Here is a 22,671-nt window from a genome sequence, read left to right as displayed (position 1 = left end):
GAGTGTTACGGATGATGTGAGATTTGCTGAAGCAGTGCATTCAACTCGATTCGCGATCTCAATTCGAACACCCGTGCGCTCTGAGCGTATCTCATCAATTTTTCCTTGATCTCAGGTGTCTGAACACGTTCGAAGTTCCAAATATATCGAAGGAATTCAATATCCAGTCTTTCCGGGCATCCGTCGGCCATGTCTGGGCGCGACTGCCTCCAATAATGCACCCATCGCCGCAGAACTCCGACAAAGCAAGTCATGCGTGGCATCCGAAGCCACAAGACGACGTCAGTGCGTGGCAGACGCAAATCGAATGTATTCAGGCCAGTACCATCCATGATCCAGCGTTCCGCCTCGACTGCCTCGGCGACCATCAGCCGGATCGTCGATTGCTCGCGTAAAATCCAACCCGGAAGCCAGAAGAACGATCGATCCATGGAAATGTACGGCAAGTCCAACTTAGTCGAAAGAGCTCGAGCCAGCGTCGACTTGCCGCTACCCGAACAGCCAATAACAAGTACACGTTCGGCCCGGCTCAGATGCTCGGCGCAAATTGCAAACTCGTCTACGCGATCAGTGAAAGCTTCTTCTCCCGTGCCGCGCGCAGCCGGGCGAAATCGTCGCCGGCATGATGCGACGAGCGCGTCAACGGGCTCGATGCCACCAGCAGGAAACCCTTGGTCCGGCCGATCGTCTCGAAGGATTTGAATTCCTCCGGCGTGACGAAGCGGATCACCGGATGGTGCTTCTTCGACGGCTGCAGATACTGGCCGATGGTCATGAAGTCGACATTGGCCGAACGCAGATCGTCCATCAGCTGCAGGATTTCGTTCCGCTCCTCGCCCAGACCCACCATGATGCCGGACTTGGTGAAGATCGACGGGTCGAGCTCCTTGACCCGCTGCAACAGCCGGATCGAGTGGAAATAGCGCGCGCCCGGACGAACCGTCAGATAGTTCGACGGCACGGTTTCCAGATTGTGGTTGAAGACGTCGGGCTTGGCCGCCACGACGATCTCCAGCGCGCCTTCCTTGCGCAGGAAGTCGGGCGTCAGGATTTCGATCGTCGTCAACGGTGTCGCCGCCCGGATGGCGCGGATGACCTCGGCGAAATGCTGCGCACCGCCATCGGCGAGATCGTCGCGGTCGACCGAGGTGATGACGACATGCGTCAGGCCCATCTGCTTGACGGCGTGCGCGACGCGGGCCGGCTCATCGGCATCAAGTGCTGTCGGAATGCCGGTGGCGACGTTGCAGAAGGCGCAGGCGCGCGTGCAGATCTCGCCCATGATCATGAAAGTGGCGTGTTTCTTTTCCCAGCACTCGCCGATATTGGGGCAGCCAGCCTCTTCGCAGACCGTCACCAGCTTATGCGATTTGACGATCTCGCGCGTTTCGGCATAGCCCTTCGACATCGGCGCCTTGACGCGGATCCAGTCAGGCTTGCGCAGCACGTCCTGATCAGGCTTGTGCGCCTTTTCCGGATGCCGCAAGCGCGGTGCGTTGGCGATCGTATCGAGGACAGTGACCATCGGGAAACCTGGTTCGTTCGCGACCGCCAGTCAGGCGTTCGCCGTCATAACGTCATCTAAGGCTTTTCGGCGCAAAGAAAAAGGCCGCGACGGCGCATGCCGCAACAGCCTTTTTCGCATAGCAGCTCTTCAGTGATGTTAACGCCGCACCAGACGCCCTGCCCAGATCAGCAGGCAGGCGCCGATAAAGCCGGTGATCAGATAGGCAATCCAGCCGACGCCGAACGGGCCAAAATTGAGAGCCTGCAGAATGGCGTTCAGCACGACCGCGCCAACGATGCCCATAACAATGTTCATGAAGATGCCGGTGTTGCTCTTCATGAACATTTCGGCGAACCAGCCTGCCAGACCGCCGATGATGATGGCTGCTATCCAGCCGACGCCATTCAAGTGCATATGCCTTCTCCTTGTGTGATGGGTGAAAATGCATCCGCAAACGAAGTACCTTGCCGCCGGGTTCCATCTGTACCAGCGCTTTCAATTTATCACGCGTTGAGCGCGCGGCCATAGGCGTCGAGCACGCTTTCCTTCATCATCTCCGACAGCGTCGGATGCGGGAAGATGGTGTGCATGAGCTCTTCCTCGGTCGTCTCCAGGTTCATCGCCACGACAAAACCCTGGATCAGTTCGGTCACCTCGGCGCCGACCATGTGGGCGCCGAGCAGCTGACCGGTCTTGTTGTCGAAAATGGTCTTGATGAAGCCCTGGTCCTCGCCAAGCGCGATGGCCTTGCCATTGGCAGCGAACTGGAAGCGCCCGACCCTGATGTCCTTACCGTCAGCCTTGGCTTTGGCTTCCGTCAGGCCAACGGAGGCGACCTGCGGATTGCAGTAGGTGCAGCCGGGGATCTTGAGCTTGTCGGTGGCATGCACGCCGGGGAAATTGGCGATCTTCTCGACGCACACCACGCCCTCATGCTCGGCCTTGTGGGCGAGCATTGGCGGTCCCGCGACATCGCCGATGGCGTAGATGCCCGGCACATTGGTCTTGCCGTAGCCGTCAACGACGACGCAGCCGCGTTCGGTCTTCACGCCAAGCGCCTCAAGCCCAAGATTCTCGATATTGCCCTGCACGCCGACGGCCGAGATCATCCGGTCGGCGGTGATCTTCTCGACTTTGCCATCCTTCATCTCGACATGCGCGGTGACCGAGTTCGCACCCTTCTCGACCTTGGTCACCTTGGCTTCGAGGATGATCTTCATGCCTTGCTTCTCGAACTGCTTTTGGGCGAATTTCGAGACTTCGGCGTCCTCGACCGGCATCACCGCAGGCAGCAGCTCGACCACCGTCACTTCGGCGCCCATGGTGCGGTAGAAGGAGGCGAATTCGATACCGATGGCGCCTGATCCCATGACCAGCAGCGACTTCGGCATCTCCTTCGGCACCATGGCTTCAAAATAGGTCCAGATCAGCTTGCCGTCGGGTTCGATGCCGGGCAGCGCGCGGGGCCGGGCGCCGGTCGCCAGGATGATGTGCTTGGCGCTATAGGTGCCCTCGCCCTTGCCGCCTTTCGGCACTGGCGGCTGCGGCTCCATCGGCTTCTTGGCCGTCTTCGACACGACGATCTCGCCAGGCTTCGACAGCTTGGCTTCGCCCCAGATGACGTCGACCTTGTTCTTCTTCATCAGGAAGGCAACGCCGCCATTGAGCCGCAGCGAGACCTTTCGCGAGCGGTCGACCACGGCCGCGGTGTCGGCGCTGACCTTGCCGTCAAGTTTCAGGCCATAGTCCTTCAGGTGATCCGAATAGTGCATGATCTCGGCCGAGCGCAGCAGCGCCTTGGTCGGAATGCAACCCCAGTTGAGGCAGATGCCGCCGAGATGCTCGCGCTCGACGATCGCCGTCTTGAAGCCAAGCTGCGCGGAACGCACCGCCGTGACATAGCCGCCAGGGCCGGAGCCGATGATGATGACGTCGTAGTTCTCAGCCACGGTCTTTCTCCTTATTCACAATTCCAGCATGACGCGCACGAGCGGCGTCAGCGCCTTGCCGATGTTTCGCGTGTTTTCGGCGTCGAGGTGGACGCCGTCGAGCGGTGTGGTTTGCGCCACGCTGCCGGCATCGAAAAAGCCACAGCCGGCCTCGTCGGCGAGCGCGGCATATTGCGGTGCCAAAAACTTCGAGGCGTCATCGCCACCGGCGAACATTTCCTTGAAGTCGGCATTTTCGGTGCGGCTGACGACAGGCGGCGCAACGATCAGGATCTTCGGCGCCGGCCAGTCGAACGGATAGTCGTGACCGCGTACGATGTCGATCAGCCGCTGGATGCCTTGCTTGGCCGCGACCGGATTGCCGTGGATCCAAGGCTTCATGTCGTTGGCGCCGAGCATGAAGACAATCAGGTCGATCGGCGCATGGGTCGTCAGCACCGTCGGCAGCAGTTTTGCACCGTTGCGGTCCGCACCGGCCAGATGATCGTCGAAGGCCGTGGTGCGGCCGTTGAGGCCATCGGCAATCACTTGCACGCCGGCGCCTAACGCTGCCTGCAGCACGCTCGGCCAGCGGTCTTCCAGTGCATGGCGGCCACCTTCGGCATTGTAGCCCCAGGTCAGCGAGTCGCCGTAGCAAAGAACCGTCTTCATGCGCCCACCTGTGCCTTGACCAAACCGCGTCTCAACCGCCAGCGCACGAACAGCCAGTGAACCAGCACGGTGGCCAGGCTGGGCAAAACCAGGCCGGCGATGATTGGCAAGTCACCTCCCCACTGGCGCTTGCCGATCGGCTGCGAGAACGTCCAGCCGATCAGGCCGAACCCGATCAGCACGAACAGGACAATTGCGCAAAGGGCCACCCAGTTGATGATCGTCGGTGCGTTCGAAAAAAGCTGCGCGATGAAAAACACGATCGTCGCGACAATGGTGACAAGCACCGACGTCATGAACACGAGAATGTATTCTTCCTGCGCATGGGTTGCGACCGCCAGCTGTTGAGCAACCAGGCCGCCTGCCAAGCCTGACAGGAAAAACGCCATAAGGGAGGTGAAGAAGATCCGCACCGCCCTCTCCCGTCCTAGACCAGCATGCCCATCGGGTTCTCGATCAGCCGCTTGAAGGCGACGAGCAGTTCGGCACCCAGCGCACCGTCGACGGCACGATGATCGGTCGACAGCGTCACCGACATCACTGTGGCTATTCTGATCTCGCCGTTCTTGACCACCGCCCGCTCCTCGCCGGCGCCGACCGCCAGGATGGTCGCATGTGGCGGGTTGATTACGGCGGCAAAATCCTTGATGCCGAACATGCCGAGATTGGACACCGCCGTGGTGCCGCCCTGATACTCTTCCGGCTTCAGCTTGCGGTTGCGCGCACGGCTGGCCAGATCCTTCATCTCGTTGGAGATGGTGGACAGCGTCTTTTCGTCCGCCTTGCGGATGATCGGCGTGATCAGGCCACCCGGGATCGAGACCGCAACGCCGACATCGGCATGCTTGTGCTTGACCATGGCGCTTTCGGTCCATGAGGCATTGGCATCCGGAACCGCCTTCAGCGCCATCGCCATCGCCTTGATGACCATGTCGTTGACCGACAGCTTGTAGGCAGGTGCCTCACCCTTATCGGTCTTCTTCACCGGGGCTGCGGCATTGATCTGCGTGCGCAGCGCCAGCAGCGCATCGAGCTCACAGTCGAGCGTCAGGTAGAAATGCGGGATTGTGGTCTTGGCCTCGACCAGCCGGCGCGCGATGGTCTTGCGCATGTTGTCATGCGGGACGAGGTCGTAGGAGCCGGCCTCGAACAGCTTCAGCACCTGATCGTCGGACATCGCCTTCACAGCAGGAGCAGTTGCCGGAGCGCCAGCGGGCGCGGCCTTGGCGGCAGGCTTGGCGCCGCCACCGGCAATCGCCGCGTCGACATCGGCCTTCACCACCCGGCCATATGGGCCGGTGCCGGTCACAGCTGAGACATCGACGCCGGCTTCCCTGGCGATGCGGCGTGCGAGCGGCGAGGCGAAGGTGCGCTCGCCAGCCGCATGGCCGTTGGCTACCGGAGCCGCCTCTGCTTTGGGTGCGGTCGCGACCGGTTCGGCCTTTGGTGTCTCAGCCTTTGGTGTTTCCGCTTTCGGAGCATCCGCTTTCGGCGTCTCGGCTTTGGCTGGTGCGGCAGCGCCACCGCTTTTCGCGGCAGCGCCCGCATCCTCGCCTTCGGCGGCGAGCACGGCGATCAGCGCGTTGACCTTGACGCCTTCAGTGCCGGCGGGAACGACGAGCTTGGCTACCGTGCCCTCATCGACTGCTTCGACTTCCATGGTCGCCTTGTCGGTCTCGATCTCGGCGATGACATCGCCCGGCGAGACCTTGTCGCCTTCCTTGACAAGCCACTTGGACAGATTGCCCTCTTCCATCGTGGGCGACAGGGCCGGCATGGTGATGTTGATTGGCATTTTGTCCTCCCGCCCGATTCAGCGATACGTGACGGCTTTGACCGCCTCGATGACTTCGCCGACGTTCGGCAAAGCCAGCTTTTCGAGGTTGGCCGCATAAGGCATCGGCACGTCCTTGCCGGCAATGGTGATGACCGGCGCGTCGAGGAAATCGAAGGCGCGCTGCGACACCTGGTTGGCGATATGGTCGCCGACCGAACTCTGCGGATATCCCTCTTCCACAACGATCAGCCGGTTGGTCTTCTTGACCGAGGCGATGATGGTGTCGAGGTCGAGCGGGCGGATGGTCCTGAGATCGATGATCTCGACGTCGATGCCCATACCACGCAGCTCGGCTTCCGCCTTCACCGCATAGGTCATGCCGATGCCGAAGGAGACGATGGTGACGTCCTTGCCGGTCTTGTGGATGCGCGCCTTGCCGATCGGCAGCACGAAATCGTCAAGCTTCGGCACGTCGAAGGACTGGCCGTAGAGGATTTCGTTCTCGAGGAAGATGATCGGATTGGGATCGCGGATCGCTGCCTTGAGCAAGCCTTTGGCGTCGGCGGCCGTGTAAGGCATCACCACTTTCAGGCCCGGAATGTGGCTGTACCAGGCGGCATAGCACTGCGAGTGCTGGGCAGCGACCCGGGCGGCGGCGCCATTCGGTCCACGGAACACGATCGGCGCGCCCATCTGGCCGCCGGACATATAGAGCGTCTTGGCCGCCGAGTTGATGATCTGGTCGATCGCCTGCATGGCGAAGTTGAAGGTCATGAACTCGACGATCGGCTTCAGGCCGGCCATCGCAGCACCAACGCCGACGCCGGCAAAGCCATGCTCGGTGATCGGCGTGTCGACGACGCGCCGCGGCCCGAATTCTTGCAGCAGGCCTTGCGTGATCTTGTAGGCGCCCTGGTATTCGGCAACTTCCTCACCCATGACGAAGACGTCGCCGTCGCGGCGCATTTCCTCGGCCATCGCATCGCGCAGCGCTTCGCGCACCGTGGTCGAGACCATCTCGGTGCCGGCCGGAATGTCCGGATCAGCGGCGATTTCCGTCTTTGGGGCAGCAGCCACAGGTGCGGCGGCCGGCTTTGTGGCCTCCGCCTTGTCCTCGGCCGGAGCCTCTGCCTTTGCGGGCGCTTCCGCCTTGGCGGGCGCCGCGGCCTTGCCGATATCTCCGGCACTTTCGCCGTCCAGCAGCAAAACGGCGATGGGTGTGTTGACCTTGACGCCTTCCGTGCCCGCGGCGATCAGGATCTTGCCCAGCGTGCCTTCGTCGACGGCTTCGACTTCCATCGTCGCCTTGTCGGTTTCGATCTCGGCGATGACGTCGCCGGCGACGACCTTGTCGCCCTCATTCTTCAACCACTTGGAAAGATTGCCCTCTTCCATGGTCGGCGAGAGAGCGGGCATGAGAATTTCGATCGGCATGTCCTTGCCCTCCCGTTACAATACGATATCGGTCCAGAGCTCGGACGGATCCGGCTCCGCGTCGTTCTGGGCAAATTCGGCGGCGTCCGCGACGATATCGCGGACCTCCTTGTCGATGGTCTTCAATTCGTCTTCGGTCGCCCACTTCTTCTCGGTCAACCGCGCCTTGACCTGCTCGATCGGGTCATGGTCCGAGCGCATCTTCTGCACTTCTTCCTTGGAGCGGTATTTTGCCGGATCGGACATCGAGTGACCGCGATAGCGGTAGGTCTGCATTTCGAGAATGATCGGTCCGTTGCCGGCGCGGCACCATTCTGTCGCCTGGTCGCCGGCCGCCTTGACGGCGCGCACATCCATGCCGTCGACCTGGATGCCGGGAATCTTGAACGAAGCGCCACGGTGCGAAAAGTTGGTTTCCGCCGAGGAGCGCGACACCGAGGTGCCCATGGCGTAGCGGTTGTTCTCGATGATGTAGATTACCGGCAGCTTCCACAGCGAGGCCATGTTGAAGCTTTCATAGACCTGGCCCTGGTTGGCCGCACCGTCGCCGAAATAAGTCAGCGAGACATTGTTGTTGTCGCGGTAGCGGTTGGCGAAGGCCAAGCCCGTGCCGAGCGACACCTGCGCGCCAACGATGCCGTGGCCGCCGTAAAAGTGCTTTTCCTTGGAGAACATGTGCATGGAGCCGCCCTTGCCCCGTGACAGGCCGCCACGGCGCCCGGTCAACTCGGCCATGACGCCGCGCGGCGACAGCTCCATCGCCAGCATGTGACCGTGGTCGCGATAGGCGGTGATCATCTGATCGCCGTCGATCAGCGCCATCTTCATGCCGGTAACGACCGCTTCCTGGCCGATATAGAGATGGCAGAAGCCGCCGATGAAACCCATGCCGTAAAGCTGGCCGGCCTTTTCCTCGAAACGGCGGATGAGCAGCATGTGCCGGTAAGCGGCAAGCTCTTCGTCCTTGGTGAAGTCGGCGGGCTTGGGAGCCGAAAGCCCCGATTTGCCGTCGGATTTCGATTTGGCAGGCGCTTTTCTGGCGGCGGTGGCCATGCATCACTCCCTGTTGGCGTCTCTTTGTGGACATTAGAGCAGGATGAAATCTGCTCTGGGGAGATCAGCTCCTCCCCACCGATTTTAGGGAGGCTAACACGCGTCAAAGCGTTGCGCCATGCCGAATTTGCATAGCTGGCATGCGCCTAAGCGATTAAAATCATTGAAAATATTGGTGATTAACTGAATCTCGGTTATTTCGCCGAGGTCGGCAACATAATGGTGATTTCGTCAGCCTGGGACAGATTGAGCGCCTTGCGCGCCTGCTCGTCGAGCATATCCTTCTCAAGCGTGCCTTCGTGCATGAGCCGAACGCGGCGTTCGAGTTCCATCCGTCGTGCCTTGATCGAATCGAGCTGGCCTTGCAGCGCAACCGTCTGGGCTTCCAGCTGATATTTCGAATAGATGCCGAATTCACCATGATAGGCATGAAAGCCGAAATAGGCCAGGAATGCCACGCAGAGCGAGGGAATGATCAGCCGGCCGGTGTTTCTCTGCTTGTGCTGACGCGTCCACATCGCCCGATTCCTCTTGGCCGCGAACTCAGGCGGCTCACGATCTTTTTCGCCCGATTGTGCTTAACGGACGGTTACGGGTGACCCGTTTAGCAACGGCGAAATGAAAAAGGGCGGGAATGCTCCCGCCCTCTCATCCGGTATCCGAATGTTTCCGGATCAGCCCTTGACCACCGACTTGCCGGCATAGCGCGCCTGCTTGCCGAGTTCTTCCTCGATGCGGATCAGCTGGTTGTACTTGGCCATGCGGTCCGAGCGCGACAGCGAGCCGGTCTTGATCTGTCCGCAATTGGTGGCGACGGCGAGATCGGCGATGGTCGAATCCTCGGTTTCGCCCGAACGGTGCGACATGACGGCGGTGTAGCCAGCCTTGTGCGCGGTCTCGACGGCGTCGAGCGTTTCCGTCAGCGATCCGATCTGGTTGACCTTGACCAGGATCGAATTGGCAACGCCCATGCGGATACCGTCGCGCAGCCGTGCGGTGTTGGTGACGAACAGATCGTCGCCGACCAGCTGGGTCTTCTTGCCGATCAGGTCGGTCAGATACTTCCAGCCTTCCCAGTCGTCTTCGGCGAGGCCGTCCTCGATCGAGATGATCGGATAGTCGGCGGCAAGCTTGGCCAGGTATTTGGCCTGAGCCTTGGGGTCACGCGTCTTCTTCTCGCCCTCATAGACGTAGTTGCCGTCCTTGAAGAACTCCGTCGCGGCGCAATCGAGGCCAAGCGCAATCTCATCGCCCGGCTTGAAGCCGGCCTGCTCGATCGATTCCATGATGAAATCGAGCGCCACCGGCGCGCTTTTCAAATTCGGGGCAAAGCCGCCCTCGTCGCCGACATTGGTGTTGTGGCCGGCGTCCTTCAGTTTCTTGCGCAGCGTGTGGAAGATTTCCGAACCCCAGCGAACACCTTCACGCAACGTCGGCGCGCCGATCGGCAGGATCATGAATTCCTGGAAGTCGATCGGGTTGTCGGCATGCGCGCCGCCATTGATGATGTTCATCATCGGCACCGGCAGGAGGTGCGCCTTGGTGCCGCCGACATAACGGTAGAGCGGCAGGCCGGCGGCTTCGGCAGCTGCCTTGGCCACCGCCAGCGATATACCGAGAATGGCGTTGGCGCCGAGCCGGCTCTTGTTGGGTGTGCCGTCAAGCTCGATCATGGTCTGGTCGATATGGATCTGGTTTTCGGCTTCCATGCCGCCGATCGCCTCGAACAGCTCACCGTTCACCGCTTCGACGGCTTTAAGCACGCCCTTGCCGAGATAGCGGGCACCGCCATCGCGCAGTTCGACGGCCTCGTGCGCACCGGTCGAGGCGCCCGACGGCACCGCCGCGCGGCCCATCGAGCCGTCTTCGAGAATGACATCGACCTCGACGGTCGGATTTCCACGGCTGTCCAGGATTTCACGCCCGACAATGTCGATGATGGCGGTCATTGCGATGTCCTCGATTGATCTAAAGAAGCGTCGCGCACGTCTTAGCCAAAGTGCCGTAAAAGGCAATCGGCCGGCTCGCAATTATTGCCGTGGCGTCAGCCCGGAACGATTCACGAAGCGCAAATCGCTGTCATCATAAGTCATGTGCGGCAAGCTGGCTTCCGGCTATGGTGCGGGTGCGCGGGGCGAAACAGGAGGAGTTTCGCCATGTCCCAGTTGAGTGGTATCGTGAGTCTGTTCCTGATCGCTGCGGCCTTTCTGACGTCGTGCGACAATCAGCAGTCGCCGCCCAAGGCTACGGCACCTTTGCATATCAGCGAATAGCTGCTGCATCACAACAAAACGGCCCCGTCGAGACGGGGCCGTTTTGTTTTTGGGCCGTCAGTGCCAGTAAGGCGCGACCTTGTAGTAGTCGTAAGATGCGTCGCGTGCCATCTCGCCATCCGCGCCGGTCAGTTCGTTGATCGAATAGGCAGGCGCCGCCTTCAACTGCTCCTTGGAGAACGGCACGACGTAGCCGCCCATGTCCTCGTCATAGTCGAGGCTTGCCCACGGAATGGCGTGATATTTTTCGCTAATGCCGAGGAAGCCGCCGAAACCGATCACCGCAAACATGATGCCGTTCGACGTCTTGTCGAGCATGACGTCCTCAATGCTGCCGATGCTCTTGCCTTCGGTGTTGTAGACCGAAGTGCCGATGACTCGCGAAGCGGCGATGGCTTGGGTGTGGCCTGTCTGGGTTGTCATGACCTTGCTCCTCATTGTCGTTGAACCATACTTTGACAATGAGGGTCGCGGGCGAAAGTTCCCGACTTTTTCGACGGCAGCCGGTCATTCCGCGAGGATGAAGGTGACCTTCATGTTGACGCGATAAGCAGCAATCTTGCCATTCTCGACGACGATCTTCTGGTCCTGGATCCAGGCGCCTTCGACGTTCTTCAGGGTTTTCGATGCGCGCGCAATTCCCATTTCGATAGCGTCCTGAAAACTCTTCTTCGACGACGAGGTGATTTCGGTGACGCGGGCGACGGACATGGCTTCCTCCTGCCAAAACGCTCATTTGCCTGGCAAGCGTACAGCCGGCTTATGCCTTCCACAAGCGCCGGCAGTCGGCAGATGCGTCTGGCCTAGAGGCCCTTGGCGATGCGATCGAATGCCATCAGCCGCTCGAGCAGGGCCGGCATGTCCTTCAACGGCAGCATGTTCGGGCCGTCGGACGAAGTGGAGTTATCAGGATCCTGATGGGTCTCGATAAACACGCCGGCAACGCCGACGGCGACAGCCGCACGGGCCAGCGTCTCGACGAAGCGACGTTCACCACCCGAGGACCCGCCCTGCCCGCCCGGCTGCTGCACCGAATGCGTGGCGTCGAAGATCACCGGCGCACCGATCTCGGCCATGACAGGCAGTGCGCGCATGTCGGACACCAGCGTGTTGTAACCAAAGGACGCGCCGCGCTCGGTGGTCAGCACATTGGCGTTGCCGGAACCGGTGATCTTGGCGACGACGTTCTTCATGTCCCAGGGGGCGAGGAACTGTCCCTTCTTCACGTTGATCACCTTGCCGGTTTTGGCGGCGGCGACCAGCATGTCGGTCTGGCGCGACAGGAAAGCCGGAATCTGCAGGACATCGACATGCGGCGCGACGATGGCGCACTGCTCCTCGGTGTGGACATCGGTCAGCACCGGCAGTGAAAATTCCTTGCGCAGCTCGTCGAAGACGGGAAGTGCCGCGTCCATGCCGGCGCCGCGCGTCGCCGACAGCGAGGTGCGGTTGGCCTTGTCGTAGCTGGTCTTGTAGACGAGGCCTATGCCGAGCTTGCCGGTCAGTTCCTTCAGCGCGCCGGCCATGTCGAAGGCGTGCTGGCGCGATTCAAACTGGCACGGGCCGGCGATCAGCGACAGCGCCGCATTGTTGTCGAAGACGACATTGCCGATGGTTACCGACGAATTGGGCGCCAGGGGCTTGTTCATTGGATCTCCCGGAAGATGAAGGCCGCGCCCTGTCCGGGTGCAGGCTGCACGACAATATCATTGCCCGCTATATCGTGTTGGATGGAATTGGCTGCAAGCAGCCTCGATGCGACATCGGCTCGCCGGACCGAAAAGACCACTGCAGCGAAGCGAAGGTCTGTCGGCGCACCGGCTGGCAGGCCAAAGCGTGCGGTGAAAGATGCGGGGTCAATCACGCTCAAATTTGCATTCGGCAAGTGAAACATGCCGCCCCGCCCATCGGCGGTCGGATCGTCCACCGCTACTGAAATCAGCCCATGCTGTTTCCCAGGCGCATCGCTGACCGCAACGATCTCGACAATTCCGGTGGCGCCGTTGGCGTGGGCCTGCAAAGCCGTGCGGTCCACATCAGGCGCGTTGACCCGCTCGCAGGCAAACAGGAAGGCGTCCGTGGCCTCGGCTCCGGCCGCAAAGGCGAGCTTGAACGATGCGATGTCGCTTTTGCCCGCCATGTCCGCGAAGGCGCGCGAGAAGCTCAGCATGTCTCCCGCCGAGATGCCGGCCTTGAGGTAGCGCGCATGATTGGCATCCGCATTGCTGGTAGAGAAAACCACCGCAGAAAATCCCTCATCGCCGTGGCTCTCGCGATAGGCTCGGTCGCGCGCGACGAAGACATTGCCATCGGCAATGGCCTTCATTGCTGCCTGTTCGTCACCGATAGCGAGCGGTTCGAGATAGGTGCCGTCGGCGAGGAACACACAACAGTTTTCGGTCCCGAAGGGATGGATCCCGGTTGGGGCAACGACAAAGCCAAGCGAGGTGAGCTGGGCTCGCGCCACATCGAGGCTGTGCGTCGGCAGCACCAGATGATCGAGCGGATGAGTGCCAGTGGTTCGGGTCATGCAGGCGCGATGTGCATCATTCCGCAAACCGGTTCAAGACTTGATCGCAATCCCGGCCGGTTCGCCGCCAGTTCATCGAGCGTCGAGATAGACACTTATTGGAGCAAGCCTCGATCAGCCTCCTGCGACGACATCGGCCGAATAACGCAGCTCGCGCATCGGTTTGACCTTGCTGGTGGTCTGTGCGTAGAGCGGGTGCGCCTTGTAGGCGGCCAGCGCGGCGTCATCGGTGAACTCCGCATAGACGACCACGTCGACCTCATCGGACAGCGGATCGACCTTGGTGTTCAAGGTGACCTCGAAAAGGCTGGAATGGGGGATGTTGCCGAGCGCCAGCAGACCGGTGCGCACAGCCTCGACATCCTCTTTACGCCGCGCGCTGAAGAAAACGATATGCCGGATCAACCCCGCCTCCTCGATCAAAATGCTGGGGTCTTTTGTGACGGCAGGACGGTGGCGTCAATCGACAAGGATGTCGCGGCTGCCAGTCGTTCGGATGGGCGCTAGATCTTGCCGGTGACGGATCGCACGACGTGCGAGACACCTCTCACGGTGGAGTCGAGATACCGGCCCTGATTGTACATGCCGTCCCAGATCAGGAAAAACGCGATGGCGGCAATGACGACTACATAACGCATGGCTAAATCTACCGCACAAGCAATGCCGCAGCCATAGGCGTTTTTGGCGCGTTCGGCCTTTGCTGTGCAAAAGCAGATCCACGCCGGTGAGAGCAACCCGCTTGGCACAGCCCCGCTTGCAGCCTGCCTCTTGAAGTCCCCCCTCATGACGTGGAACATTGTCGCAGGGATTCACTGGGAAGCGCTGAAGCTCTGGCCAAGGGGGGCGCGCTTTCGTTCGAGCCCGCCCATCGCCAAACCGGTCATCACCCGGAATCAGGCAACGGCGTTCGAACCCGGCGAATGAACCGCGAGAACCGGGGCTCGGCAAATTGCGCCGAAACCGCGGAAGTCCAGGGGCGTGAGATGGCACACCAGGAACATCACGGCATAGCGTTGAGCGACGCGGTCAGGCTCGACGAATTCAATTTCGCCGAGATCGTCAAGGGTCTGCCGGCGAAGGCGCGCATGGTGCTGTCGGCGGCGATGAACCTGCCGCGCGGTACGCTCAAGGTCAGGATGCCGGACGGGCGCGCCGTCCTCGTCGGCGGCAAGGGACCCGGCCCAGACGCCGAACTGGTGCTCAAGAACTGGCGCTTGCCGGGCCGCGCCTTTACCGGCGGCACGATCGGCGTTGCCGAATCCTACATGGACGGCGATTGGGAAAGCCCTGACGTGACAAGTTTCCTGGAGCTGTTCGTCATCAATTCGGCCATCGGCGAGCGTATCGCGGGCGGCACCAACTGGCTCATCAACACCGTCCAGCGCATTCGCCACTGGTTCAACCAGAACACGCGCACCGGCTCGAAGCGCAATATCTCGGCGCATTACGACCTCGGCAACGCCTTCTACAAGCAATGGCTCGATCCGAGCATGACCTACTCCTCGGCGCTCTACACGACCGGCGCCAACGACCTGGAAAGCGCCCAGGCCGCCAAATATCGCGCGCTGGCGAAGGACACAGGGATCGGCCCGAAGGACCATGTGCTGGAAATCGGCTGCGGCTGGGGCGGCTTCGCCGAATTCGCAGCGCGCGAGATCGGCTGCCGGGTGACCGGTCTGACGATCAGCCGAGAGCAGCACGATTTTGCCACGGCGCGCATCGCAAAGGCCGGGCTTGCCGACAAGGTCGACATCAAGCTGCAGGATTATCGCGACGAAACCGGCACCTATGACCGCATCGCCTCGATCGAGATGTTCGAGGCGGTCGGCGAGAAATACTGGCCTGTGTTTTTCGGCAAGATGAAGGCCTGCCTGAGGCCCGGCGGCACCGCGGGCCTGCAGATCATCACCATCAACGAAGCCGCCTACGACACGTATCGCGCCAGGCCGGATTTCATCCAGCGCTACGTCTTCCCGGGCGGCATGCTGCCGACGCCGTCGATCCTGAAAGCACTCGGCAAGGATCATGGCCTCGCCCATCTGCGCGAACGCGTGTTTCCGGACGACTACGCGCGTACGCTCGCCGAATGGCGCCACCGGTTCTGGGCGTCATGGGAGAAGATCGTCCCGCTCGGCTTCGACGACCGCTTCAAGAAGCTCTGGGAGTTCTACCTGCACTATTGCGAGGCCGGATTCCGCGCCAGCTACATCGACGTGCGCCAGGTGGTCTACAAGGCGTAAGTCGAGACGGTCTTCGATTTCATTACCAGTGACCGGCGATGTCGAGCATGATCTCGACATCGCCGCGCCGTCGCCGTCAAAAAGTCCGATCGCGAAGCAGGATGCCGCGCAGGACGGACGAATCGGAAATCACCTGATGCGCAAACGGACGATCTTGTTCGGTGTCATTGTTGTCGCTGCGGCGGGCATCTGGCTCAACAACACCTCCTGGTTGTCAAGCCGCCCCGCCGGCAGCCCAGAGATTCTTGCCCATCGCGGCCTTGCCCAGGACTATTTGCGCGCAGGCATGACAGGAGAGACTTGTACCGCCAGTCGGATGTTGCCGCCGCGCCATGGCTACCTCGAAAACACAATTCCCTCGATGGAGGCCGCCTTCGCGCTGGGCGCGGACGCGCTCGAACTGGATGTTCACCCGACGACGGACGGCAAGTTCGCCGTCTTCCATGACTGGACGCTGGATTGCCGCACGGAAGGCAAGGGAGAAACGCGCAGCCATTCCATGGCCGAATTGAAGACACTCGATGTCGGCTATGGCTATACTGGGGATGGCGGCAAGAGTTTTCCTTTTCGCGGCAAGGGTATCGGCATGATGCCATCCCTGGATGAGGTTCTGGCGCACTTCCCGGCCCGCCGCTTCAACATCAACGTCAAGAGCAACGATCCGGGCGAAGGCGAAAAGCTGGCCGCATGGCTTGCCACGCTGGCACCAGCCGAGCGCGGTTATCTCTCGGTCTATGGTGGCGACAAGCCGATCGCCGCCCTCAAGGCCGCGCTGCCGGACATGCATACTTTGAGCCGCGCATCACTGACGCAATGCATCCTGCGCTATGCCGCGATTGGCTGGAGTGGCTACGTTCCAGATGCCTGCCGAAAAGGTACCTTGCTCATCCCCGTCAACATCGTGAAATGGATGTGGGGTTGGCCGAACCGGTTTCTCGATCGCATGCAAGGGGTCGATACAAGAGTCTACCTGCTCGGCCCTTATTCCGGCGGCGACTTTTCGCAAGGGCTCGACGATCCCGAGCTGATCGAGCAGCTACCGGACGGCTATTCCGGCGGCATTTCCACCGATGCGTTGGATCTCGTCATGCCAGTGATCAAGGAACGTTTCGCATCGCCGGCTCAATCCACGCCATAGAGGCTTGGATCGAGCCGACCCACAAACCACCCTTCAAAGAAGGATGCGATACTTCGCGAATCCTGCCTCGCCCTCGCCCGCCGGTTCGATCTTCAGCGATTTCACCTGCGCAATGAAATCCTTGGCCTTGGCCCCGGTTTCGAACACGGCGCTGGTTCCAGGCAGCGGCGCGAACGACCAGTTGTCGTCCGCGGACGGGTTGATCGTACCCTCGCTCACGATATAGCGAACGATGACGTCGCGATTGGTGTCCGGCGCTTCGTAAATGATCTTCGAGGCATTGATGTCAGGGAAATTGCCGCCACCACCGGCCCGGTAGTTGTTGGTCGCGACGACGAATTTCAGTTTGAGATCAATTGGTTTTCCGTCGAACATCAGGTCGATGATGCGATTGGCGCCGGCATTCGCCAGCCCGCCCTTTGCATCGTATTTCGGCGGCTGCGACAGGTCTATTTTATAGGTGACGCCGTCGATGACGTCGAAATTGTAGGATGGGAAGTCGGTGTTGATCAGGGCTTGGTCGGCCTTCCCTGGCTCGATCCGGTTGAAGATGCCGGCCGACATTTCCAGCCATTCCTTGACCTGCGCACCGGTGATTTCGACCGGACGCACGGTGTTGGGATAGAGGTAAAGATCGGCAACGTTCTTGATGGCGATGTCGCCGGCTGGCACGTCGGTATAGTAGTCGGCGCCGTTGCGGCCGCCGGCCTTGAACGGAGCGGCCGCCGACAGCAGCGGTACATCCTTCCATTGCGTGTTCTTGAGAATATCCCTGAGGTACCAGGTCTGCGCCTGGCTGACGACCTGCACCGATGGATCGTCGGCGACCAGCGCGAAATAGGAATAGAGCGGCGCGGAGGTCCTGCCGACGGGACGTAGGCCAATGTCGCCTGGTGGTCCTGTTCGAGGGCCGCGATGATGCGCTTGTCGTCCGGGACGGTCGGCTTGTTCTTGTTGTCGACGCGTTCGAAGATCGGCCGCGCCTCGGAAGTGGCTGAAACGACCTTCCATTTCGACCCGTCACGCTCCAGCATCAGGTCGATCAGCCCCATATGCGAGCCCCAGAAGCCGCCCATGACGGCGGGTTTGCCCTGCAGCGTACCTTTTTGTGTGTCGACACCTTCGAGCGACTGGAAATCCTTCTCGCCGGGGAACACCAGATGCTGGTGACCGGTGAACACCGCATCGATGCCGTCGACACCGGCGACGAAGAACGAGGCGTTTTCCATCATGTCGCCCTGCTTCACGTCGATGCCGGAATGCGACAGCGCAATGACGATGTCGGCGCCCTCCTCCTTCATCTGCGGCACCCAGGCCTTGGCCGCCTCGACGATGTCGCGCGTCCTGACGTTGCCCTCCAGGTTCTTGAGATCCCAGACCATGATCTGCGGCGGCACGAAGCCGATGATGCCGATCCTGATCGGCTGCTCGGCGCCCGAGCCATCCTTGACCTTCTTGTCGAGGATGACATAGGGCTTGAGGTAGAGCTTGTCGTCGCGCGGGTTCGCGGCAAGCTCGGTGCCTCGGATCAGATTGGCGCAGACGAAGGGAAAATTGGCACCGGCCAACACCTTGTCCAGGAACGACAGGCCGTAGTTGAATTCGTGGTTGCCCAGCGTCGAGCACTCGTAGCCGAGCAGGTTCATGCTTTTCATGATCGGATGCAGGTCGCCGTCCTTCAGCCCCTTCTCATAGGCGATGTAGTCGCCCATCGGATTGCCCTGCAGCAGGTCGCCATTGTCGATCAGCATCGAATTGCTGGCTTCCTTGCGCACTGCGTCAATCAGGGAAGCCGTGCGCGACAGGCCCATCGTGTCGTTCGCTTTGTCGGCGTAGTAGTCGTAAGGCAGCACGTTCACATGGATGTCGGTGGTCTCCATGATCCGGAGATGCGCCTGGTTAGCCTGCGCACGGGCGGAGAACGGATGCAGCATGATCAGCGCTCCCGCGGCGGCGGCGGCCGCAAGGAGATCGCGGCGGGATACGGGATGGAGCAGTTGCGACATGTTTTCTCCTCGACGACGTGACAAGCCCTCGACCCCGAAGCGAACTTCGCTCTGAAACTCATCCGAGTCCATTCAAGAAGTCGCGCGCATCGAACATCGGTCGATGAGCAACAGATGACGCGCGGATGAACATACGCAGCCGGAAAAGATCAGCCCTTGTCGTCGTCGCCCTGGGTGATCAGTCGCGCGCTGCGCTGGCCCGTCGCGTAGATCCATAGCCAGCTCAACGAAACCGCAAGCCGGTTGCGAAAGCCGATCAGGAAATAGATGTGGGCTACTCCCCACAGCCACCAGGCCGCCCAGCCGGTCAGCTTGAGCCAGCCGAAATCGATCACGGCGGCGCGCTTGCCGATCGTGGCGAGATCGCCGTCATGCCGGTAGTGGAACGGCCGCGGGCTGCTGTCGCCTGCAAGCCGCGCCTTCAGCGTGGCGGCAACATGCCGGCCCTGCTGCTTGGCGGCTGGCGCCACGCCGGGAACGGGCCGCCCGTCCGGCCGCAGCACATGGGCGGCATCGCCGATGACGAAAATCTCCGGGCTGCCAGGCACGCTCAGATCGGGCTCGACCAGCACCCTGCCCGCTCGGTCCGCGGGCGCGCCGAGCCACTCGGCTGCCGGCGAAGCGGCAACACCTGCCGCCCACAGTATTGTCTTCGCCGCCAGATGCTTGTCACCGAAAACGACGCCCTCGGCGTCACAACGCGTCACGGCCCGGCCAAGCTCGACCGTCACGCCGAGCCGCTCGAGTGCCTTGCTGGCATAGTCGGAAAGTTTCGGTGCGAAATTGGCCAGGATGCGGTCGCCGGCCTCGATCAACACCACGCGCGCCTCCCGTGTGTCGATGTTGCGGAACTCGCCATGCAGCGTGTCATGCGCCAGCTCGACGATGGTGCCGGCAAGCTCGACCCCGGTTGGCCCGCCACCGACGATCGCAATGGTCAGCAACGCCTGGCGTTTGGCGGGATCCGTCTCCCGTTCGGCCTGCTCGAAGGCCAGAAGAATGCGCCGCCGAACCGTGGTTGCGTCCTCCAGTGTTTTCAGGCCGGGCGCAAAAGGCTCCCATTCGTCATGGCCGAAATAGGCGTGGCGGGCACCGGTGGCGAGCAGCAGCGTGTTGTAGGCGACAGCGCTGCCGTCATCGAGCAGGACATTTTTGCCGGCGCGATCGATGCCGACGACATTGGCCAGCAACGTCGTCACATCCTTACGCTTACGCAGGAGATGGCGGACCGGCCAGGCGATCTCGGACGTCGCCAGCGCCGTGGTCGCCACCTGGTAGAGCAGTGGCTGGAAGAGGTGATGGTTGCGCTTGTCGATCATGGTGACGCGCACAGGTGCGCCGCCAAGCGCGCGCGTGAATTCGAGACCGCCGAAACCCGCGCCGACAACGACGACATGATGGCTGGCCTGGTTCATCTTAATTCACCCCAAATGCATCTGACCAGATGTAGGTATTTTTGTGCACCGCAACAACGCTCTCTCTTTTGATTCCCTGGCCTTTGATGATTGCCCGGGAGTCGCCTTCGAATGTCGTGAATGCACATGTCGGGACACCGTGGCCGGGTATAGCGTTCTCGAAACGGCACGACGAGGTGACGCATGGCCGACGATCATGACGACGACGCTCCGGCGCAGTATTCTTCGCCGCCCTGTTTCATGCATGAACTCGATACGGAGTTTCGCGCGCCACTGAGCGACTGGACCGATGTGCGACGCTGGCGCAAGGCCGAGCGCGAACGCCTGATCGCCGCGCGTCTTGATGTTTCGGCCGAAGCGCGAACCGTGATGTCGCAGCGCATCGCCGAAGGCCTTGATGCGATCATCGGCGAGATCGCCGGCCGCATGGTCAGTCTCTACTGGCCGTTTCGCGGCGAGCCGGATTTGCGGCCATGGATGGCATCCATCAATGAACGCGGCGGCCGCACCGCGCTGCCCATCGTTGTCGAGAAAGGGCAGCCGCTGATCTTTCGCGCCTACGCGCCGGGCGACCGGCTGGAAAAAGGCGTCTGGAACATCCCGATACCGGCCGAGGGCGATCCGGTGCTGCCGGACATCGTCATCTCGCCGATCGTCGGCATCGATCCCGGGAACTACCGCCTGGGCTATGGCGGCGGCTTCTTCGACCGCACGCTGGCGGCGATGCCGTTCAAGCCGCTGGTCATCGGCGTCGGCTACGAGCTGCAGCGCATCGCCACCATCTACCCACAGCCGCACGATATCCCGATGGATCGGGTGGTAACGGCGGTCTAAGCCATCTCCGGCTTCATGCCCATCGCGGTCCGGTCGACGATTTCGCGCAGCGCAAAGGACGAATTGATCTTGGTCACGTGCGGCATCGCCGACAGCCACTCCTTGTGGATGCGCTCATAATCGACCAGATCCTTTGCCGCGATGCGCAGGATATAGTCGTACTCGCCCGACATCAGATGGCAGGACAGCACGTTGGGGCAACGCTTGATCGCCGCCTCGAAATCCGACAGCGTCTTCTCGAACTGCCCCGACAGCGATATGTGCACGATCGCCGTCATCTGGTGGCCAAGTGCCGCATTGGAAAGCCGGGCGTGGTAGCCGCGGATGGTTCCGGATTTCTCCAGATTGTCGAGCCGGCGCGAACAGGCTGACTGCGACAGGCCAACCTTCTCGGCCAGTGCCGCATTGGGTATCCTGCCATCCTTCTGCAAAGCCTCGAGAATGGCGATATCAATCCTGTCGAGCCGCATTTTTCGTGAATCCTGCGAATATCAAGCTGTTTCGCGCAACGATTATCGAAACCTGCCTGTCAGCGCAAGCGCATTCGCAAACACCTGCGCACCGATTCGTGGTTCACTCCACCAATACAGGGAACGAGCCCAAAAGGGCCGGATCAGGAGAAGAAAATGCGCGTCGGCTGCCCCAAGGAAATCAAGAACCACGAATATCGCGTCGGCCTCACGCCCGGCTCGGTCCGCGAATATGTCGCCCATGGCCACGAAGTGCTGGTCGAGACCGGCGCCGGGGCCGGCATCGGCGCCGATGACAACGCCTACCGCGCCGCCGGCGCCATCATCGCCAGGACGGCCGCCGACGTGTTTGCCAAGTCGGACATGATCGTCAAGGTCAAGGAGCCGCAGCCCAGCGAATGGGCGCAGCTGCGCGAAGGCCAGATCCTGTACACCTATCTTCATCTTGCCCCGGATCCGGAGCAGACCAAGGGCCTGCTCGCTTCAGGCGTAACCGCAATCGCCTACGAGACCGTGACCGACGATCGTGGCGGCCTGCCGCTCTTGGCGCCGATGTCGGAGGTCGCCGGACGCCTGTCGATCCAGGCCGGCGCCACGGCACTGCAGAAGGCCAATGGCGGCCGCGGCGTGCTGCTCGGCGGCGTGCCAGGCGTGCTGCCCGGTAAGGTCACAGTGCTCGGCGGCGGCGTTGTCGGCCTGCACGCGGCCAGGATGGCAGCGGGCCTTGGCGCCGACGTCACCATCATCGACCGTTCGATCCCACGCCTGCGCCAGTTGGATGATCTCTTCGCCGGCCGCGTCCACACCCGTTACTCGACTGTCGAAGCGCTGGAAGAAGAGTGCTTTTCGGCCGACATCGTCGTCGGTGCGGTGCTGATCCCGGGTGCCGCGGCGCCAAAACTGGTTTCGCGCGAAATGCTCTCGGGCATGAAGAAGGGCTCGGTGCTCGTTGACGTCGCCATCGATCAGGGCGGCTGCTTCGAGACTTCGCATGCCACCACCCATGCCGAGCCGACTTACGAGGTCGATGGCGTGATCCACTACTGCGTCGCCAACATGCCGGGCGCCGTGCCGGTCACGTCCGCCCATGCGCTCAACAATGCGACCCTTCACTACGGGCTGCAGCTCGCCGACAAGGGCCTGAAGGCGCTGGTCGACGATCATCATTTGCGCAACGGCCTCAATGTCCACAAGGGCAAGATCACCAACCGGGCGGTCGCCGAAGCGCTCGGTTATGAACTGGTCGAGCCGAAAGCCGTTCTCGCGGCCTGAATCTCACCTAGGAAAATTTTCTCCCGTCAGCCCGCCGGTTCACGCCGGCGGGTTTTTCTTTGAGAAATCAAGGGTATCGGCGCCTGTTTTCCAGGCAATTCGGGACCAAATACATGTGCCGT

Annotated in this window: 24 protein-coding genes and 1 pseudogene; 5 read left to right on the top strand and 20 right to left on the bottom strand. The window is 61.4% G+C overall.

Going from position 1 to position 22,671, the window contains the following annotated elements; genetic code table 11:
- Window positions 1–5 precede the first annotated feature (5 nt).
- The 17 genes from ACFOJ9_RS15160 to ACFOJ9_RS15080 all read right to left on the bottom strand — a co-directional run bounded on the left by ACFOJ9_RS15160 (window position 6) and on the right by ACFOJ9_RS15080 (window position 13,812).
- Window positions 6–506, bottom strand: coding sequence for a hypothetical protein (locus ACFOJ9_RS15160; RefSeq protein WP_378987790.1), 501 nt, complete (start codon window positions 504–506; stop codon window positions 6–8).
- A gap of 53 nt (window positions 507–559) precedes the next feature.
- A complete protein-coding gene (lipA, locus tag ACFOJ9_RS15155; protein ID WP_378979563.1) occupies window positions 560–1,525 on the bottom strand; it encodes a lipoyl synthase in 966 nt (321 codons plus the stop codon).
- A gap of 138 nt (window positions 1,526–1,663) precedes the next feature.
- Window positions 1,664–1,921: a GlsB/YeaQ/YmgE family stress response membrane protein gene (locus ACFOJ9_RS15150; RefSeq protein ID WP_023812036.1), complete on the bottom strand. Its 258-nt coding sequence runs from the start codon at window positions 1,919–1,921 to the stop codon at window positions 1,664–1,666.
- 89 nt (window positions 1,922–2,010) lie between these two features.
- Window positions 2,011–3,456, bottom strand: coding sequence for a dihydrolipoyl dehydrogenase (lpdA, locus tag ACFOJ9_RS15145; RefSeq protein WP_378979562.1), 1,446 nt, complete (start codon window positions 3,454–3,456; stop codon window positions 2,011–2,013).
- Between the two features lie 15 nt (window positions 3,457–3,471).
- Window positions 3,472–4,107, bottom strand: a complete 636-nt coding sequence (locus ACFOJ9_RS15140; protein ID WP_378979561.1) for an SGNH/GDSL hydrolase family protein — start codon at window positions 4,105–4,107, stop codon at window positions 3,472–3,474.
- A complete protein-coding gene (locus ACFOJ9_RS15135; protein WP_378979560.1) occupies window positions 4,104–4,520 on the bottom strand; it encodes a hypothetical protein in 417 nt (138 codons plus the stop codon). The genes ACFOJ9_RS15140 and ACFOJ9_RS15135 overlap by 4 nt, the downstream gene beginning before the upstream one ends.
- A 14-nt stretch (window positions 4,521–4,534) precedes the next feature.
- Window positions 4,535–5,902: a pyruvate dehydrogenase complex dihydrolipoamide acetyltransferase gene (locus tag ACFOJ9_RS15130; protein WP_378979559.1), complete on the bottom strand. Its 1,368-nt coding sequence runs from the start codon at window positions 5,900–5,902 to the stop codon at window positions 4,535–4,537.
- A gap of 18 nt (window positions 5,903–5,920) precedes the next feature.
- Window positions 5,921–7,318, bottom strand: coding sequence for a pyruvate dehydrogenase complex E1 component subunit beta (locus tag ACFOJ9_RS15125; RefSeq protein ID WP_378979558.1), 1,398 nt, complete (start codon window positions 7,316–7,318; stop codon window positions 5,921–5,923).
- A 15-nt stretch (window positions 7,319–7,333) separates the two neighbouring features.
- Complete coding sequence (pdhA, locus tag ACFOJ9_RS15120) at window positions 7,334–8,371, bottom strand: pyruvate dehydrogenase (acetyl-transferring) E1 component subunit alpha (protein ID WP_378979557.1); 1,038 nt, start codon at window positions 8,369–8,371, stop codon at window positions 7,334–7,336.
- A 194-nt stretch (window positions 8,372–8,565) separates the two neighbouring features.
- On the bottom strand, window positions 8,566–8,889 hold the full coding sequence (locus ACFOJ9_RS15115; RefSeq protein WP_378979556.1) for an FtsB family cell division protein: 324 nt from the start codon (window positions 8,887–8,889) through the stop codon (window positions 8,566–8,568).
- A gap of 156 nt (window positions 8,890–9,045) precedes the next feature.
- Window positions 9,046–10,320, bottom strand: a complete 1,275-nt coding sequence (gene eno, locus ACFOJ9_RS15110) for a phosphopyruvate hydratase (RefSeq protein ID WP_378979555.1) — start codon at window positions 10,318–10,320, stop codon at window positions 9,046–9,048.
- Between the two features lie 381 nt (window positions 10,321–10,701).
- Entirely contained in the window at window positions 10,702–11,067 is a 366-nt protein-coding gene (locus tag ACFOJ9_RS15105; protein ID WP_378979554.1) for a PRC-barrel domain-containing protein, read from the bottom strand.
- Between the two features lie 84 nt (window positions 11,068–11,151).
- A complete protein-coding gene (locus ACFOJ9_RS15100) occupies window positions 11,152–11,355 on the bottom strand; it encodes a dodecin family protein (protein ID WP_378979553.1) in 204 nt (67 codons plus the stop codon).
- 92 nt (window positions 11,356–11,447) lie between these two features.
- Window positions 11,448–12,293, bottom strand: a complete 846-nt coding sequence (gene kdsA, locus ACFOJ9_RS15095; protein ID WP_378979552.1) for a 3-deoxy-8-phosphooctulonate synthase — start codon at window positions 12,291–12,293, stop codon at window positions 11,448–11,450.
- Window positions 12,290–13,174 carry a VOC family protein gene (locus ACFOJ9_RS15090; protein WP_378979551.1) on the bottom strand — a complete coding sequence of 295 codons (885 nt, stop codon included), beginning with the start codon at window positions 13,172–13,174 and terminating at the stop codon, window positions 12,290–12,292. The genes kdsA and ACFOJ9_RS15090 overlap by 4 nt, the downstream gene beginning before the upstream one ends.
- Before the next feature lie 114 nt (window positions 13,175–13,288).
- On the bottom strand, window positions 13,289–13,579 hold the full coding sequence (locus ACFOJ9_RS15085; RefSeq protein ID WP_378979550.1) for a Dabb family protein: 291 nt from the start codon (window positions 13,577–13,579) through the stop codon (window positions 13,289–13,291).
- Between the two features lie 98 nt (window positions 13,580–13,677).
- On the bottom strand, window positions 13,678–13,812 hold the full coding sequence (locus ACFOJ9_RS15080) for a hypothetical protein (protein WP_378979549.1): 135 nt from the start codon (window positions 13,810–13,812) through the stop codon (window positions 13,678–13,680).
- Window positions 13,813–13,876: 64 nt separating this feature from the next.
- Here ACFOJ9_RS15080 and ACFOJ9_RS15075 point away from each other — a divergent pair, with 64 nt between their 5' ends.
- The 3 genes from ACFOJ9_RS15075 (at window position 13,877) to ACFOJ9_RS15065 (ending at window position 16,552) form a co-directional block, all read left to right on the top strand.
- The gene (locus ACFOJ9_RS15075; protein WP_378987787.1) at window positions 13,877–14,098 is read left to right on the top strand and encodes a DUF1365 family protein; all 222 of its coding nucleotides are present in this window, start codon (window positions 13,877–13,879) and stop codon (window positions 14,096–14,098) included.
- A gap of 59 nt (window positions 14,099–14,157) precedes the next feature.
- Window positions 14,158–15,414, top strand: coding sequence for a class I SAM-dependent methyltransferase (locus ACFOJ9_RS15070; protein WP_378979548.1), 1,257 nt, complete (start codon window positions 14,158–14,160; stop codon window positions 15,412–15,414).
- Between the two features lie 133 nt (window positions 15,415–15,547).
- The gene (locus ACFOJ9_RS15065) at window positions 15,548–16,552 is read left to right on the top strand and encodes a glycerophosphodiester phosphodiesterase family protein (protein WP_378987784.1); all 1,005 of its coding nucleotides are present in this window, start codon (window positions 15,548–15,550) and stop codon (window positions 16,550–16,552) included.
- A gap of 33 nt (window positions 16,553–16,585) precedes the next feature.
- Here ACFOJ9_RS15065 and ACFOJ9_RS15060 read toward each other — a convergent pair.
- Together ACFOJ9_RS15060 and ACFOJ9_RS15055 are read right to left on the bottom strand one after the other, a co-directional pair.
- Window positions 16,586–18,558 (bottom strand): annotated as a pseudogene (locus ACFOJ9_RS15060) (bifunctional 2',3'-cyclic-nucleotide 2'-phosphodiesterase/3'-nucleotidase).
- A 149-nt stretch (window positions 18,559–18,707) separates the two neighbouring features.
- Entirely contained in the window at window positions 18,708–19,973 is a 1,266-nt protein-coding gene (locus tag ACFOJ9_RS15055; RefSeq protein WP_378979547.1) for an NAD(P)/FAD-dependent oxidoreductase, read from the bottom strand.
- 183 nt (window positions 19,974–20,156) lie between these two features.
- On the opposite strand from ACFOJ9_RS15055, the gene ACFOJ9_RS15050 reads away from it, so the two are divergent.
- The gene (locus ACFOJ9_RS15050) at window positions 20,157–20,807 is read left to right on the top strand and encodes a 5-formyltetrahydrofolate cyclo-ligase (protein WP_378979546.1); all 651 of its coding nucleotides are present in this window, start codon (window positions 20,157–20,159) and stop codon (window positions 20,805–20,807) included.
- On the opposite strand, the gene ACFOJ9_RS15045 is transcribed toward ACFOJ9_RS15050, so the two are convergent.
- Window positions 20,804–21,277, bottom strand: a complete 474-nt coding sequence (locus ACFOJ9_RS15045; RefSeq protein WP_127269076.1) for an Lrp/AsnC family transcriptional regulator — start codon at window positions 21,275–21,277, stop codon at window positions 20,804–20,806. The genes ACFOJ9_RS15050 and ACFOJ9_RS15045 overlap by 4 nt on opposite strands.
- A gap of 156 nt (window positions 21,278–21,433) precedes the next feature.
- Between ACFOJ9_RS15045 and ald the strand changes: the two genes are divergently transcribed.
- Window positions 21,434–22,549 carry an alanine dehydrogenase gene (gene ald, locus ACFOJ9_RS15040; RefSeq protein WP_378979545.1) on the top strand — a complete coding sequence of 372 codons (1,116 nt, stop codon included), beginning with the start codon at window positions 21,434–21,436 and terminating at the stop codon, window positions 22,547–22,549.
- Window positions 22,550–22,671 lie beyond the last annotated feature (122 nt).

This window comes from Mesorhizobium cantuariense (assembly GCF_042647205.1).
Classification (GTDB): Bacteria; Pseudomonadota; Alphaproteobacteria; order Rhizobiales; family Rhizobiaceae; genus Mesorhizobium; species Mesorhizobium cantuariense.
This window is presented reverse-complemented; position numbering and strand designations above follow the sequence as displayed.

Excerpts from the sequence above, each read along its gene's own strand:
- pdhA (WP_378979557.1), bottom strand. The coding sequence starts at position 8,371 with ATGGCCACCGCCGCCAGAAAAGCGCCTGCCAAATCGAAATCCGACGGC.
- ACFOJ9_RS15115 (WP_378979556.1), bottom strand. The coding sequence starts at position 8,889 with ATGTGGACGCGTCAGCACAAGCAGAGAAACACCGGCCGGCTGATCATT.
- ACFOJ9_RS15090 (WP_378979551.1), bottom strand. The coding sequence starts at position 13,174 with ATGACCCGAACCACTGGCACTCATCCGCTCGATCATCTGGTGCTGCCG.
- ACFOJ9_RS15105 (WP_378979554.1), bottom strand. The coding sequence starts at position 11,067 with ATGACAACCCAGACAGGCCACACCCAAGCCATCGCCGCTTCGCGAGTC.
- ACFOJ9_RS15050 (WP_378979546.1), top strand. The coding sequence starts at position 20,157 with ATGGCCGACGATCATGACGACGACGCTCCGGCGCAGTATTCTTCGCCG.
- lipA (WP_378979563.1), bottom strand. The coding sequence starts at position 1,525 with ATGGTCACTGTCCTCGATACGATCGCCAACGCACCGCGCTTGCGGCAT.
- kdsA (WP_378979552.1), bottom strand. The coding sequence starts at position 12,293 with ATGAACAAGCCCCTGGCGCCCAATTCGTCGGTAACCATCGGCAATGTC.
- ACFOJ9_RS15045 (WP_127269076.1), bottom strand. The coding sequence starts at position 21,277 with ATGCGGCTCGACAGGATTGATATCGCCATTCTCGAGGCTTTGCAGAAG.
- ald (WP_378979545.1), top strand. The coding sequence starts at position 21,434 with ATGCGCGTCGGCTGCCCCAAGGAAATCAAGAACCACGAATATCGCGTC.
- ACFOJ9_RS15150 (WP_023812036.1), bottom strand. The coding sequence starts at position 1,921 with ATGCACTTGAATGGCGTCGGCTGGATAGCAGCCATCATCATCGGCGGT.
- ACFOJ9_RS15130 (WP_378979559.1), bottom strand. The coding sequence starts at position 5,902 with ATGCCAATCAACATCACCATGCCGGCCCTGTCGCCCACGATGGAAGAG.
- ACFOJ9_RS15100 (WP_378979553.1), bottom strand. The coding sequence starts at position 11,355 with ATGTCCGTCGCCCGCGTCACCGAAATCACCTCGTCGTCGAAGAAGAGT.
- ACFOJ9_RS15140 (WP_378979561.1), bottom strand. The coding sequence starts at position 4,107 with ATGAAGACGGTTCTTTGCTACGGCGACTCGCTGACCTGGGGCTACAAT.
- ACFOJ9_RS15080 (WP_378979549.1), bottom strand. The coding sequence starts at position 13,812 with ATGCGTTATGTAGTCGTCATTGCCGCCATCGCGTTTTTCCTGATCTGG.
- ACFOJ9_RS15055 (WP_378979547.1), bottom strand. The coding sequence starts at position 19,973 with ATGAACCAGGCCAGCCATCATGTCGTCGTTGTCGGCGCGGGTTTCGGC.
- ACFOJ9_RS15070 (WP_378979548.1), top strand. The coding sequence starts at position 14,158 with ATGGCACACCAGGAACATCACGGCATAGCGTTGAGCGACGCGGTCAGG.
- ACFOJ9_RS15125 (WP_378979558.1), bottom strand. The coding sequence starts at position 7,318 with ATGCCGATCGAAATTCTCATGCCCGCTCTCTCGCCGACCATGGAAGAG.
- eno (WP_378979555.1), bottom strand. The coding sequence starts at position 10,320 with ATGACCGCCATCATCGACATTGTCGGGCGTGAAATCCTGGACAGCCGT.